The sequence below is a fragment of the Brevibacillus formosus genome (assembly GCF_003013405.1).
GTDB lineage: Bacteria > Bacillota > Bacilli > Brevibacillales > Brevibacillaceae > Brevibacillus > Brevibacillus formosus.
In genome coordinates this window covers 140,690-155,947 of the sequence record NZ_PXZL01000004.1, presented here as the reverse complement: position 1 = coordinate 155,947, position 15,258 = coordinate 140,690, and the positions used below count along the sequence as shown (strand labels likewise).

Below are 15,258 nucleotides of genomic sequence, written 5' to 3'. Positions count from 1 at the left end.
GGGAAAATAAGGGAAAAGTGCGGTTGTTACTGGTATAGCATATTTCATGGTTTTAAAGGAGCGATTTTAGTGAAATTCTACGCTCACTCTAGAGATGATCAACAATTTCAATTGTTGAAGGTCCATCTTGAAGGTGTTGCTGAGAAAAGTATGCATGCAGCCGAAGTTTTTGGTGCAGGGTATTTGGGCTATCTAGTCGGAATATTGCATGACATTGGTAAATACTCATCTGAGTTTCAAAAACGTATTCGTGGTGCCAATATTCGGGTCGATCATTCAACAGCAGGAGCGAAATGGATTGTACAGAGTGGAGTGATACGCAGTTATTTGGGGGAGACCAAATTTGATCATTGGATGGCTAGGTTACTCGCACATATTATTGCTGGACATCATGGTGGATTACAAAACTATGGGACAATGGATGAAGCAGGAACCTTAAAGTACCGTTTGGGAATAGAGACGATTCCGGACTGGTCTTGCTCATGGAGGGAAATAAAAATTAATGCGCGGGATTGGTCTAATGAAAAAGTTAATCTTGTTTCCGGGTGGAGTAAAGAGGATTTGGCATGGAATTACAGTTTTTTAGGAAGAATGCTTTATTCTTGTTTAGTTGACGCCGATTCGATTGACACCAGAGACTACTGTAATCCGGAAGACCGTGAATTGCTTAGTATGAGAAAAGCAATTTCTATGACCGAGATGAACGGAAGATTTGAAAAATATATGTCCGAAAAACTTCAAAATATCCAGAATACAAGAATCAACCAAATGAGACAGCGAATATTAGCTACATGTACGCGTCAGGCAGAAACTGTCCCAAAATTATTTTCACTAACGGTCCCCACAGGAGGCGGTAAAACGCTATCATCACTTGCCTTCGCTCTGCGGCATGCGGTTACATACGACAAGCGTAGAATCATATACGTTATCCCCTTTACAAGTATCATTGAACAAAACGCAGAGCAATTTCGAACAGTTCTTGGCAAGGATTCTGTGTTGGAGCATCATAGCAACTTTAACCAAGAAGAATATGAGGAAAACTATGGAAGAGATGAAGCACAGAGATTGAAAATTAGTTCGGAAAATTGGGATGCACCTGTCGTTGTAACCACTTCTGTACAATTTTTTGAATCACTGTTTTCCAATAAACGCAGTAAGTTGCGAAAACTTCACAATATCGCGGACTCTGTAATTATCATTGATGAAGCTCAGAGTCTCCCACGGGGTTACATGAGGCCTTGCATGAAGGCTTTACAAGAATTGATAGCGGTGTATGGTTGTTCTGTAGTTCTCTGTACAGCCACTCAGCCTTCTTGGTCTGGGTTAGGAATACAAGCAACAGAAATAATGGATACGCCAACACCTGCTGAGTTAGTGGAAGTATTTAAACGCGTTGAGGTTGAAGTAAGCGGTAGCGATAATCAGGTGACTTCTGATGGCAAAATTGTAGAGTGGATGTTAGAAGCAGAGCAAGCACTTTGTATAGTGAATACGCGCAAACATGCCAAGGTATTGTTTGAACAACTATCGGAACGCAATGTAGAAGGACTCTATCATTTGAGCGGGAGACTTTGTGCAAGACATCGTTCCGCACTCATTGCAGAAGTCTCTGAACGCTTGAAAAATCAGGAGCCTTGTCGATTAGTATCCACACAGTTGATAGAGGCGGGAGTCGATCTTGATTTTCCTAAAGTACTACGTGCCTATGCTGGATTGGATTCCATTGCGCAGGCGGCTGGTCGCTGTAATCGAGAAGGTCGTCGTGAGTCTGGAAGAGTAATCGTATTTTATCCTGAAAAACACGGCATGCCGTCAAGAGGATGGCTGAAAGAAACGGTAACAGAAGCACAGAATACGATCAAATTCCATAAGGGATCACCACTGTCTTTATCCAGTATCCGGAATTATTTTGAACGAATTCACGGAATATGTGATGGTAGAGTGGAGCAGGTAACGGATTCGAAACACATTATACAGTTGCTGAGAAGTAAAAATACCAATTTGGAAATTCCATTCGAGAACATTGCAGAAGATTTTACGTTCATTGACGGACAAATGAAAGCAATAGTCGTTCCTTATGATTCCCATGCTCTGCAATTGATTGAGCAGTTAAGGACTAGTCCCTATCCGTTGCAGGTGATGCGTCAATTACAGTCTTATACGGTTCAAATTTATCAACATGAATACAGAGAGTTCCTAAACAAACAATTGCTTATGAACGTGGAAGGTGTTTTGGTTCTGTTAGAAAATGGGTATTACCATCCCCAGACGGGACTGCTGGCAGCCACTGATGAACCAGAAATGGACGTCTTGCTATTTTAGTTAGGAGTGGATTCAATGGGCTATGGCATAAGATTACGGGTTTGGGGAGAGTACGCATGCTTTACGCGTCCGGAGATGAAGGTGGAGCGTGTAAGTTATGACGTGATAACGCCCTCTGCTGCTCGTGGAATTTTGGAAGCGATTCACTGGAAGCCGGCGATTCGTTGGGTAATTGATCGCATTCATGTGGTTAATCCAATCTGTTTTGAAAATATTCGCAGGAATGAAGTTGAGTCGAAAGCTTCTGTAAAAAAAGCGTCCATCTATGTAACAGAAGAGCGTCAACAGCGTGCTTCCATGGTATTGAAGAATGTGGAGTACATTATCGAAGCTCACTTTGAAATGACGGAGCAAAGAGGTGCAGAAGATACACCAGAAAAACATTATAACGTTTTCTTGCGAAGGGCGAGACAAGGACAATGTTTCCACCGTCCCTATTTAGGATGCAGGGAATTTCAGGCACATTTTGAATTGTTGGAAGGCGGTCTGGTTTCATACGAAAATGTGCATCCAGGTGTGAAAGACTTGGGATATATGTTGCTCGACCAAGTCTTTCACGTTGATACAAAAGGAGTGACAAAAGAAGTAGTTCCGCATTTCTTCCGTGCACGTATGGTAGACAGTGTCATTGAAGTACCGAAATTGGAAGAGAGGTGATTCGATGATCTTACAGGCGTTGCATCGATATTATCAATTGCTGCTGGAAAGAGAAGGAGACAGTATGCCGCAAGATGAGTATACGTCTGCGGCTGTATCATTCGAGATTCAGTTGGACGAGCGGGGGCATTTTGTTTCGATCATTCCATATGTAAATGAAAAAGGGAAGCTAGACAAACAGATATACAACGTACCAAAACAGGATAAAAGGTCTGGCTCTGGAGTAAATCCCTACTTTTTGTGTGAGAAGGCTGAGTATTTGTTTGGCTCTGCTATATCTTTACGGGAAGTGTGTCGGGATGGCCTGAGGCAATTATGGAGTGAAGTATTGGTGAATGCTGGGACACAATCAGATGAGGTTCTAGCATTGCATGCTTTTTTGGAACTATCTACCGAACAACTAGTGGAGCAACTTCAGCTAATATCTGACCTGGAATTACAAGATTCTTTGAAGACTGGCGGCTTGTGTGTGTTGAAGTTTGCTCCAACGGGGAAATTCTTTCACGATGATCCAGTGATTCAACAGGCGTGGGAAAACTATTACAAACGGTTGCGCGCAAATGACGATAGTGCAAGAATTCAGATGTGTTTACTGACTGGAGAACAAATTTCTACAGACCAAATTGCTCGCCTTCACCCAAGCATAAAAAACGTTACAGGTGCTCAATCGTCTGGTGCAGCCATTGTTTCATTCAATATTCCGTCATTTTGCTCCTTTGGACGAGAACAATCATATAACGCCCCTACCTCTCAAAAGGCAGCAGACGCATACGGATATGTGCTCAATCGATTTTTGGCAGACCCAAACCATAAAGTCCGGATCAATGATACGACAGTTGTCTTTTGGACGGAATCAGCAAAAATGAATGAGCAGGATTTGCTATCCAGTTTATTTCAGGAATTCAAAGAGAAAGCAGACCATTCACAAACAGATGAAGAAAGTATCAGGGAAAGGGTAAAAAGCGCAGTTGTTCGAATACGACAAGGTCAACAATTTCGAGATACATTTCATGATCTAGATGTAAACACGACTTTTTATGTGTTAGGACTTTCTCCAAATGCGGCCAGATTATCGGTTCGTTTTTGGTACACAGGATCTCTTGGGGAAATTGGTGAAAGAATGTGGCGGCATTATCATGATTTGTCCATTGATGGATTAGATCGTAGTCCAACTATTAAAGAACTTCTAAGAGAAATTGCTGTCGGTCACGAGTGGGGTAATATTCCTCCAAACATGGAAGGCCAAATGTTTCGAGCGATTATCCTTGGTCAACCTTATTCACGATCAATATTTGCTCAATTAATGAATCGTATTCGTTCCGAATCCGATGATCCCAAAAAAGGATTATACAAAATTGGTACTGTTCGCGCAGCCATGATCAAGGCGTACTTAATTCGCTATTATCGCGCTCGTAAAATTAATTGGGAAGGGGAACTGACAATGACTCTGAATCCACAATCAACGAGTGTCCCATATCATTTGGGCAGGTTATTCGCATGTCTGGAGAAAACACAGGTGAGTGCTTTGGGGCAGGGGATCAATGCTACCATTCGTGACCGATATTGGGGAGCAGCAACAGCTACCCCGGCAAACGTTTTTCCGCGATTACTTAAATTGTCTCAGCACCATATAACCAAAGACGAAAAATGGGGGAGAAATAATGACCAGCGCATTGCAGAAGTAATGAACGCATTACCTGAACAATTTCCGAAGCGATTGACACTCGAGGAACAAGGAATGTTTGCGCTTGGTTATTATCATCAACGACAAGAAATGTACACCGCAAAAGCAGATCAATAATCCTAAATATAAGGAAAGTAGGACGATAAAATGACTGAAAAAAAAGCACTGACAAAACGCTATGAATTTGTATTGCTGTTTGATGTTGAGAATGGGAATCCAAATGGTGATCCAGATGCTGGGAATATGCCGCGGTTGGATGCTGAAACGGGTTGCGGTCTGGTCACGGATGTGTGTTTGAAAAGAAAAGTCAGAAATTATATAGAGTTAGCCAAAGGTGGAGAACCGTCATTTGAAATTTATGTAAAGGAATCAGCCGTATTAAACAATTTAAATAAAGAAGCATTTTTAAACAATCCGGATATCGAGTTGAAAGAAAATAAACAAGATAAAATGGAAGCGAAGAAAAAGAGTGACCAGCTTACACTTACACGTTGGATGTGCGACAAATATTATGATATCCGAACGTTTGGAGCCGTTATGACTACAGGAGTGAACTGCGGCCAAGTACGTGGACCTGTCCAGTTTAGTTTTTCGAAAAGCATCGATCCAATTTCTCCGCAAGAAGTAACAATTACCCGGATGGCTGTCACAAACGAAAAAGATGCGGATAAAGAGCGCACGATGGGAAGGAAGAGCATCGTTCCCTATGGGCTTTATCGTATGGAAGGGTATGTATCTGCGCCATTGGCAAATCAGACCAATTTTACCGAGGAAGATTTAAATGAACTGTGGATCGCGCTTGTGAATATGTTTGATCATGATCGATCTGCCTCCAGGGGCAAAATGGCAGCGCAAAAGCTGATTGTCTTTGAACATGCGACTGCTTTAGGAAATGCTCCGGCACACAAACTGTTTCAATTGGTGAAGGTTTCTCGCAAACCTGGCGTTGATCTTGCCCGTTCTTTTGACGATTATGAGGTTGTAATCGGACAAGCTCCTTCTGGAGTAACGATTGACGAAAAGCTGTAGATTGCTGGGGTAAGGTAAATGTGGAAGGCTGAAGACGATTTCTTAATGATTTCCGGTATACAACATTTTGCTTTTTGTCAGCGGCAATGGGCATTGATTCACATTGAACAGCAATGGCAGGAAAATGTATTGACTACACAAGGACAACATGTACATCGACGCGTCGATGAGGATGGCTTTGACGAAACGAGAGGGAACTTACGGATTGTCCGTTCTATGCCAGTCCTGTCGGAGCAATTGAAAATCCGAGGCATCGCGGATATGGTAGAGTTCAGGCGTGTCAATGAGGAATCAGAAGAGACTGTTGTATTAGACGGACGAGAAGGATATTGGAAAGTTGTTCCCATTGAATATAAAAGAGGTAAGCCCAAGTCTGAGGATTGGGATATTGTCCAATTATGTGCGCAAGCGATCTGTTTGGAAGAAATGCTTCATGTAAAGATTCCAGTTGGAAATATTTATTACGCGGAGAAACGAAGAAGAGAGAGTATCGAGCTAACTAACCAGCATCGTCAACGTGTAGAGGAGCTCGTTACGGAAATGCGCCATTATTTCGATAAAACGATTACGCCTCGCGCTGTGTACAAGAAACACTGCCAACAGTGCTCGCTTTTAACCATTTGTCAACCAAAGTTAAGTACTTCTGGGGCAAAATCAGCCGCTGCCTATATCAGCCAGCACATTGGAGGGGATGAAAAATAAGACGTCTATTAAACACATTATACGTGACTTTGCAGGATGCGAGTATCGGCGCAAAAGGTGAAACACTGGTTGTACGGGCAAATGGTGTGAAAGAGCTACAAGTGCCGATTTTAAATCTGGAATCTGTTATCGTATTCGGATACAAGGGGTTAGTCCAGATGCGATGCAACTTTGCATGGATAACAATGTCTCTCTTGTATTTTTGACACCTTATGGTCAGTTTAAAGCTCGTGTGACAGGAGAAACAAAAGGTAATGTACACTTGCGACGTACACAGTATCGATGGAGTGATCAGGATGACAAAACGTTATTGCTGGCCCAACGTTTCTTGTACGCGAAAATAGCAAATGCAAAAACATCTATTCAGAGGACGTTACGAGATTACCCGGATCGTATAGACAAGGAAAAATGTACAGCGGTAATCGGTAGCCTTGAACGACAAATGAAAGAGGTCAGGAAAAGTAAAACGCTTGATCAATTACGTGGAGCTGAGGGGCTTGCGGCTCGAGATTATTTCTCAATCATTTCAGAACAGGTTCTGGTAAATAAAGAGTTCTTCCCGTTTCCGGGCCGAGTAAAGAGACCGCCAACTGATCGGATGAATGCGTTACTTTCATTCTTGTACACGTTACTTGCCAATGATGTAACACATGCTATTGAATCAGTAGGGTTAGACCCCCAAGTTGGTTTTTTACATCGAGATCGCTCAGGAAGAAATAGTTTAGCCTTAGACCTTATGGAGGAATTTCGGGTATATTTGGCTGATCGAATAGCCTTAACGCTAATTAATCGGCAGCAATTGTCACCTGACAGCTTCATTGAAAAGGAATCAGGAGCTATTCTTTTAACCGATGATGCGCGAAAAACCGTCCTGACTGAATGGCAACAGCGTAAAAGAGATGAGATACGTCATCCTTTTTTTGAAGAGAGGATTCCGATAGGACTATTGCCGTATTCTCAAGCAATGTTATTAGCCAGATATTTACGAGGTGATTTGGATGATTATCCTCCGTTTTTTTGGAAGTAGTAGGTGATGATTCATGATGGTCCTAATAACCTATGATGTGAGTACAAAGACAGCATCGGGTCAGAAAAGGCTACGCCAAGTTGCTCGTTTGTGCGAAAATTATGGACAACGGGTACAAAATTCTGTCTTTGAATGTCTGATCGATCCTCAACAATTCACAGAATTACAATTTGAATTGCAAAGAACTATTGATCCTGCAACAGATAGTTTGCGATTTTATCATTTGGGAGCAAAATGGAAAGGCAAAGTAGAGCATATTGGTGCAAATCAAAATTACGATCCAGAGGGCTTTATTATGATTTAAGGACTGCGAACCCCAAGTGAACATTTGATCCCAGTGTGGTTCGCAAACGTGATCCCACCAGTTTTACGATAGGATGAGCTTGAAAATTTGAAGATATGTAAGCGCATATTTATTAGGTTCGCGGATTCAATAGAAAAAACACAAGTGTGGTAAGCATTTATTGGTTGTGCAGTCACTCGCTACGCGCGAGTGTGGATTGAAACGTATTTTGCGAAAGACTCCAGGAGGCGAAAGAACGGTCACTCGCTACGCGCGAGTGTGGATTGAAACATTAACGTAGGTTCTCCGTCAATGTGGTTGTTTGCGTCACTCGCTACGCGCGAGTGTGGATTGAAACTCGACCTGTTGCAAGAGGAAGAAGCGGCCTTCGCACGTCACTCGCTACGCGCGAGTGTGGATTGAAACATTCATTTCACGCGACAACTCTTTCAAACGGAGTTGTCACTCGCTACGCGCGAGTGTGGATTGAAACTCGCTCGGGTCCGTAAAGAACTTGGCGACGCAGGTCACTCGCTACGCGCGAGTGTGGATTGAAACTCTTGATAATCTCAGCAGCTACTTGCTTCCCGCGTCACTCGCTACGCGCGAGTGTGGATTGAAACTAGCGTTGGTGCGTACGTCATTCATCGTCCTCCCAGTCACTCGCTACGCGCGAGTGTGGATTGAAACGATGATATCGCGCTCTTGTTGTTCGGAGAGCCCGGTCACTCGCTACGCGCGAGTGTGGATTGAAACGAATCGTGAACGACCTTGGCGTGGCGCTTGCACAGTCACTCGCTACGCGCGAGTGTGGATTGAAACGATAACCTAATCGCGGACAGACAAGCGAGAATTGGTCACTCGCTACGCGCGAGTGTGGATTGAAACCTTTTTGGCGGTCTTTTTCTTCGTGAGGAGCGCGTCACTCGCTACGCGCGAGTGTGGATTGAAACTCAAAGGCAAAGACGAAATGTTAGTAGCACCAAGTCACTCGCTACGCGCGAGTGTGGATTGAAACATATAACAATTTGAATGTGAGGTCATGATATGAGTCACTCGCTACGCGCGAGTGTGGATTGAAACACACGTTAGCGTATGAAATTATTAGTCCTTGTCCGTCACTCGCTACGCGCGAGTGTGGATTGAAACTTCAAGATGCTTCCACTCCTGATCCAGATTGCTCGTCACTCGCTACGCGCGAGTGTGGATTGAAACCCGAAAAACAAGATCGCGTTGTTCGATCGCAGCGTCGTCACTCGCTACGCGCGAGTGTGGATTGAAACTGTCGGGTATGCCTGTAATTGATTATGCGCAAAAGGTCACTCGCTACGCGCGAGTGTGGATTGAAACACAACAGACCTAAACATATGAAACACCCCTTAGGTCACTCGCTACGCGCGAGTGTGGATTGAAACAAAAATGAGATTCAACATTTCTCGCGACGGTTTGTCACTCGCTACGCGCGAGTGTGGATTGAAACTCATCATATCGCACTAGGGAGGGAATCGCATGAAGTCACTCGCTACGCGCGAGTGTGGATTGAAACAAGGTAGGGGAGGAGGCAGATTCGATGCGTAAAAGTCACTCGCTACGCGCGAGTGTGGATTGAAACTCTAATCCAACAATAACGCTAAACAGAATCATGTCCGTCACTCGCTACGCGCGAGTGTGGATTGAAACCCTCAAAGGAGCGACTCAGCTTAATAGCTCATTGTCACTCGCTACGCGCGAGTGTGGATTGAAACTTTTTCCGAAACACTTGCCGCTCAGAAACAAGACCGTCACTCGCTACGCGCGAGTGTGGATTGAAACAAAAGAGAACGTACTTTCTTATCAAGGTGTTAATGTCACTCGCTACGCGCGAGTGTGGATTGAAACCCGTTGTCGGTAGGCATGGAGTAAATCTCCGATTGTCACTCGCTACGCGCGAGTGTGGATTGAAACAGTGAAAGGATTTCATATGGCACTTTTTTGACATTGTCACTCGCTATGCGCGAGTGTGGATTGAAACGACAAATGGTCATTTCGCGGTGTCCAGCATGTCGGGCACTCGCTACACGCGAGTGTGGGTTGAAACACCTATGAGGCAAATATCGAATTTTATGATGGTGTCACTCGCTACGTACGAGTGTGGATTGAAACGACGGAAAGTAAGCGGAAATCCTCGAACGCGCGGTCACTCGCTACGCCCGAGTACGAATTGAAACTACGATTACAAAACAAGCCAAACAACACTCAGGGAATCACTCGTAACATGCGAATGTTTTTAGACTTAGGCTAATGAATGGAAAAGACACGGCATAATAATAAAAAAATGCACAAGAGGTGAAACGCACATGCAAAAGCAATCATTTTCCATCGCACTCGATGAGGAGTTAACGCTGCGGGGCGACATTCATACGGAGGAATCGGCAGGCTCAGCACAGCCACTGCTGCTGTTTTGCCACGGCTTTAAAGGCTTCAAGGATTGGGGAAGTTTTCCCTACGTAGCCGATGAACTGGCCAAGCAAGGCATTACCACGATTCGCTTTAATTTTAGCTGCAATGGCGTAGGGGAGAGCTTGACGGAGTTCGACGAGCTGGAGAAATTCGGACGCAATACGTATGCGCGTGAACTGGCTGATTTGCAAGCGTTGACGGAACACATTTTGTCAGGCGAGCTACCGTTACCCGATTATGTGGACAAAACGAAGTTGTACGTACTCGGACACAGCAAGGGCGGCGGTGACGCGATTCTATTTGGAGCAAACAACCCGCATGTGGCAGGGATTGTGACCTGGAACGGAATCGCTCATGTCGATTTGTTCGACGAGAAGCTGCGCCGACAAATAGAAGAGACAGGCGTCGGATACATAGCAAATGCCCGGACTGGTCAAGACATGCCAATCACGAGAGTCGTGATCGAGGACGTGGACAACAATCGCCAGCAATACGATATTTTGGAACTTGTTTCTACGATGGAGCAACCATTGTGCATCATCACAGGAGAAAAAGATTATGTCCGTCTGGTAGAGGGTGCAAAAAGAATTCATCAGGCCGCTAAAAACAGCGAGCTGCACTGGATAGAAGGCGGAGATCATACATTTAACACGCGTCATCCGTTTGCGGGTACATCGGCTCCGCTGGAAGCTGCGATCAAGCAAACCGTCGCATTTGTCCGCACCCCACGGACATAGAAAAAACCTCTATTTTCCCGCGTTTTCTTTCCATTTGGGCTGTGGTATACTGGGAATCGTCTAACGATTTGAATGATGTGATTATTCAGAAAAATAACAGAACAGGTGGAGAAGAAACATGAATAGCAAGGTGTATCTGTATGATACGACCCTGCGAGATGGAACGCAGGGAGAGGGGATCAGCCTGTCGGTAGAAGACAAGATAAAGATCGCACTGCGGCTGGATCAGTTTGGTATCGATTTTATTGAAGGCGGTTGGCCGGGCAGCAATCCAAAGGACATGGCTTTTTTTGAGCGTATCCGGGAGATTTCGCTGCAACACGCTAAGGTAACGGCTTTTGGCAGTACCTGTAGACCGAATGTAGCAGCGGCGGATGATGACAATCTGCAAGCGTTGATCTTAAGTGGAGCCTCGGCAGCCGCGATCTTCGGGAAATCATGGGACTTGCACGTGACGGATGCTCTGAAGACAACATTGGAAGAAAACGTGCGGATGGTCGCTGACTCGGTCGCATTTTTAAAAGAAAACGGACTGACGACTCTCTTTTTGGCAGAGCATTTCTTCGATGGGTACAAGGCGAATCCGCGCTACGCATTGCGGGTGTTGGAAGCAGCAGAAGAGGCTGGGGCTGACTGGATTGTTCTCTGTGATACAAATGGCGGGACACTGCCGCATGAAGTTTATGATATTGTCAAAACGACTGTGGTCCATCTGCGGACGCCTGTAGGCATTCATCCGCATAATGACAGCGGAGTGGCGGTTGCCAATGCACTAGCTGCGATTCAGGCTGGTGCACAGCAAGTCCAAGGAACGATTAACGGCATCGGTGAGCGCTGCGGGAACGTCAACCTGATCTCAGTGGTTCCGAATTTGCAGCTCAAGCTGGGCTATCAATGTGTGAGCAGCGATCAATTGCAGGAGCTGACACAGCTGTCTCGCTATGTAGCGGAAATTGCCAACATGACGATGCCGAACAACCAGCCGTTTGTCGGGTACAGTGCTTTTGCTCACAAGGGCGGTATTCACGTAAGCGCCGTTATGCGCGATCCGAAAACGTACGAGCACATCGAGCCGGAAAACATCGGCAACAAACGTCGCGTACTCGTCTCAGAGCTTGCAGGACAAAGCAATTTGCTCGCCAAAATGGAAGAGCTCGAGATCGACCTCTCGCTGGACCGGGAAAAGGCGCGAGAAATCATTACACACATCAAAGAGCGCGAATTCCAAGGCTATCAATACGAAGGAGCAGAGGCTTCGCTAACGCTGATGCTGCTGGAAGCCTCCGGCAAGCTGAAAAACCTGTTCAAGCTGGACTCCTTCAAGATCATGCTGGAAAAGGCAGCCGTCCAATCGATCACGTCGGAGGCGACTGTAAAGCTTCGTGTGAATGGGGAGTCTGTCCATACGGCCGCAGACGGTAATGGTCCAGTTAATGCGCTGGACAATGCGATGCGAAAAGCATTGGAAGGCTACTATCCATGCATTGCAAAAATGCAGCTGGAAGATTACAAGGTGCGCGTCCTGGACGAAAACGGCGCGACTGCCGCAAAAGTACGTGTCCTGATCGAATCCTCGAGCAACGGCGAAAAGTGGAGCACAGTCGGCGTCTCCACCAACGTCATCGAGGCGAGCTGGGAAGCGCTGGCAGACAGTATCCGTTACTTGCTGTGGAAAGAAGGCTGCGAGGAAGTCGGAAGCCTTGCTTCCTCTGGGACGCGCGTAGGAATTGTGAATCATTAGCAAAGTGACCAGCCCTGGCAGATGCCGTCGGGCTGGTTTTCCTATTTCTCACGGAGTATTTATGAAATGAAATTTTTAAAAGGTACCGATCAACGTACAAGGCTAGTGAGAAGAAAAAGCACAGAGCTCGTAGACCTTGACAACGCCTACCCAGTCGGAACTTCCAAAAGGGGACCACGTTTGTCGAACACTTCTTCCTTGAGAAACATCCGCCCGTAGGGTGGATTTGGCTCGACGGTCCCCTTTTTGAAATGGAGACGGACAGTCAATCCCCCATGCTGGCGTGTCAGAGTCGAAGAGAACTGTGCTTTTTCTTCTCCTCCACCATGTTGACTCAAACCACATAGAACTTCGGTCAAGGTTTGCCAGAAGTAACAGGCCGATCAATCAGCTGCCGCAGCTTTGTCTCCGTGGCAGAATTCGGGTCAGGCGTGTAAATGCTGCATCGCAAATCCGCGCTCCCGGAAACTTGTAGCGAAGTCAGATGAAAGAGCATTTTCCCTGCCTTCGCATGACGGAATTCCAGTAAAACCTCCGGGGCTGAGCTGACGCGGCTCTGCTCCCACAGGTCGTGAAAGTCGGGATGAACCTGCCGCATTTCGCTTAAAAACTGCTCGTACCATTCGTCCTCTACATACTGACCGTAGTTGGCGCGAAAAATCGCGAGAAAGCCGCTGACGAAATGCTCCCAGTTGACGGCCAGCCGCCGTAATTCCTTTCGTGTAAACACCAAGCGGATCAAATTGCGCTCTTCATAAGGGATTTGTTCAAAATCGAGAAAGACATGTGCGGCTGCCTCGTTCCAGCCGACAATATGACTGCGTCGATCTGTAATGATGGCGGGACACGAGCGCAATTCTTTCAAGATTCGTTTCAGGGCAGGATTGATCTGCGGCGGTTCATCTTTTTGCACACCTTGCCCGACTCCCGTTCCTGTCTCTAGTGCCAGCGCATACAAATATTTGCGCTCATCGACGGTAAGCTGCAAGGCTCTTGCTACCGCATCCAGAACAGAAGGCGAGACCTTGATATCGCGGCCTTGTTCCAGCCATGTATACCAGGTGGAGCTAACCCCCGCGAGCTGAGCAACTTCTTCTCTTCGAAGCCCAGGCGTTCTTCTGCGCGTCCCAGGAGCCAGCCCGATCGATTGTGGCAAGATTTTGGCGCGCTGTGCCTTCAAAAAAGTAGACAGTGCCTGCAAACGCGTTTGCTGATTCATGGTACACTCTCCATTTCTCGATTTCCTCAACTGGTTAAGTTTGTTAGACTAGTACTCATTATACTAGGATAAACAACAACTTGTAATAGGATAACTCGTGTGACAAGATGATTTCCATAAGGCACTCGAATAGGAGGCTAATCATGGAAAAAGTCGTTGTCACAGGTATGGGAGTAATCTCCCCGATAGGGAATACAGTGAATCAGTTTTGGAACAGTCTCGTGCAAGGGAAGTCTGGTATCTCGCCTATTGATACTTTTGATACAGCACGCAATAAAACGAAAATCGCAGGTTTGGTGCGAGATTTTGATCCGGCAGAGCGTTTTGGGCGCAAAGAAGCGCGGCGAATGGATCGCTTTTGCCAGTTTGCCCTTGCTGCTGTAGAAGAAGCGCTAGAGGATGCAGAACTTCGGCTGGACGAGTTGGACCGCGAGCGAATCGGGGTATATGTAGGCTCTGGCATCGGTGGAGTAGGGACGCTCCTTGAGCAGCATAACGTTCTTCGTGAACGAGGTCCTGAGCGGGTCAGTCCGACGCTTGTTCCCATGCTCATCTCCAACATGGCAGCAGCGATGATCAGCATCAAGTACGGTCTGTACGGGCCGACGATGTCACCTGTTACTGCTTGCTCGATTGGGAATACGTCCATCGGTGAGGCTTTCCGGCTCATTCGGTCGGGCGGGGCGGATGTCGTCATCGCAGGTGGGTCTGAGGCCGCAGTGACGGACATATCTCTCGCCAGCTTTAGCAATGCGACGGCATTATCAACGAGAAATGATGATCCAGCAGGAGCGAGTCGGCCATTTGATTCCCGGCGGGATGGGTTTGTCATGGCAGAGGGTGCCGGGATTGTGATTTTGGAATCAGAATCTCACGCCAAGAAAAGAAACGCCCGCATGTATGCCGAGGTGATCGGCTACGGGGCAAGCTCTGATGCCTATCATATGGTGGCGACACATCCAGAAGGAATCGGTCCCTACCGTGCGATGAAATGGGCCCTCCAGGAAGCAGGGGTGCAAACGACAGACGTGGATGTCATCAGTGCGCACGCAACCAGCACAGAAATCGGAGACCGTTCCGAGACATTGGCGATCAAAAAGCTGTTTGAGGAGCATGCGTACCGTGTGCCGATCACCGCCAACAAATCGATGACGGGTCATATGTTTGGTGCAGCAGGAGGGGCGGAGGCGATCGCTCTGATTAAGAGCTTGCAGGAAGGGATTATTCCTCCGACGATTAATCAGGAGGAGCGTGACCCTGAATGCGATCTGGACTATGTGCCAAATACAGCACGCAGAGCCACGCTCGACATCGGCATGTCCAATTCCTTTGGCTTTGGCGGTCATAACGCAGTCATTGTGCTGAAAAAAATGTAGCGGATAGAGCCTGTTCTCGTAGTCTCAGGTAGACTGTGAGAG

The 15,258-nt window shown here is 46.4% G+C and carries 10 protein-coding genes, 1 pseudogene and 1 CRISPR repeat array; of the genes and pseudogenes, 10 read left to right on the top strand and 1 reads right to left on the bottom strand.

Translation table 11 applies throughout. From position 1 onward, the window contains the following. Positions 1–69 precede the first annotated feature (69 nt). The 9 genes and pseudogenes from C7R91_RS05335 to cimA all read left to right on the top strand — a co-directional run bounded on the left by C7R91_RS05335 (position 70) and on the right by cimA (position 12,621). Positions 70–2,322 carry a CRISPR-associated helicase/endonuclease Cas3 gene (locus tag C7R91_RS05335; RefSeq protein ID WP_047071588.1) on the top strand — a complete coding sequence of 751 codons (2,253 nt, stop codon included), beginning with the start codon at positions 70–72 and terminating at the stop codon, positions 2,320–2,322. A 15-nt stretch (positions 2,323–2,337) separates the two neighbouring features. Then, positions 2,338–2,979: a type I-C CRISPR-associated protein Cas5c gene (cas5c, locus tag C7R91_RS05330; RefSeq protein WP_047071590.1), complete on the top strand. Its 642-nt coding sequence runs from the start codon at positions 2,338–2,340 to the stop codon at positions 2,977–2,979. Positions 2,980–2,983: 4 nt separating this feature from the next. Continuing rightward, positions 2,984–4,780 (top strand): type I-C CRISPR-associated protein Cas8c/Csd1, encoded by a 1,797-nt coding sequence (gene cas8c / locus C7R91_RS05325; RefSeq protein ID WP_047071596.1) that lies wholly within the window; start codon positions 2,984–2,986, stop codon positions 4,778–4,780. A gap of 30 nt (positions 4,781–4,810) precedes the next feature. After that, complete coding sequence (cas7c, locus tag C7R91_RS05320; RefSeq protein ID WP_047071597.1) at positions 4,811–5,692, top strand: type I-C CRISPR-associated protein Cas7/Csd2; 882 nt, start codon at positions 4,811–4,813, stop codon at positions 5,690–5,692. An 18-nt stretch (positions 5,693–5,710) separates the two neighbouring features. Continuing rightward, complete coding sequence (gene cas4, locus C7R91_RS05315; RefSeq protein ID WP_047071599.1) at positions 5,711–6,394, top strand: CRISPR-associated protein Cas4; 684 nt, start codon at positions 5,711–5,713, stop codon at positions 6,392–6,394. Further along, positions 6,391–7,421: pseudogene (gene cas1c, locus C7R91_RS05310) on the top strand (type I-C CRISPR-associated endonuclease Cas1c). The gene cas4 and the pseudogene cas1c overlap by 4 nt, the downstream one beginning before the upstream one ends. 13 nt (positions 7,422–7,434) lie before the next feature. Beyond that, positions 7,435–7,725 carry a CRISPR-associated endonuclease Cas2 gene (cas2, locus tag C7R91_RS05305; protein ID WP_047071600.1) on the top strand — a complete coding sequence of 97 codons (291 nt, stop codon included), beginning with the start codon at positions 7,435–7,437 and terminating at the stop codon, positions 7,723–7,725. A 171-nt stretch (positions 7,726–7,896) separates the two neighbouring features. Continuing rightward, positions 7,897–9,911: direct repeats of the CRISPR family, unit length 32 nt; unit sequence GTCACTCGCTACGCGCGAGTGTGGATTGAAAC. 129 nt (positions 9,912–10,040) lie between these two features. Further along, positions 10,041–10,880 carry an alpha/beta hydrolase gene (locus C7R91_RS05300; protein ID WP_047071603.1) on the top strand — a complete coding sequence of 280 codons (840 nt, stop codon included), beginning with the start codon at positions 10,041–10,043 and terminating at the stop codon, positions 10,878–10,880. Between the two features lie 118 nt (positions 10,881–10,998). After that, entirely contained in the window at positions 10,999–12,621 is a 1,623-nt protein-coding gene (cimA, locus tag C7R91_RS05295; RefSeq protein WP_047071605.1) for a citramalate synthase, read from the top strand. A gap of 355 nt (positions 12,622–12,976) precedes the next feature. Here cimA and C7R91_RS05285 read toward each other — a convergent pair whose 3' ends face one another. After that, positions 12,977–13,840 (bottom strand): helix-turn-helix transcriptional regulator, encoded by an 864-nt coding sequence (locus C7R91_RS05285; protein WP_047071607.1) that lies wholly within the window; start codon positions 13,838–13,840, stop codon positions 12,977–12,979. 143 nt (positions 13,841–13,983) lie between these two features. Between C7R91_RS05285 and fabF the strand changes: the two genes are divergently transcribed. Beyond that, complete coding sequence (gene fabF, locus C7R91_RS05280; protein WP_047071608.1) at positions 13,984–15,216, top strand: beta-ketoacyl-ACP synthase II; 1,233 nt, start codon at positions 13,984–13,986, stop codon at positions 15,214–15,216. The last annotated feature ends 42 nt before the right edge of the window (positions 15,217–15,258 follow it).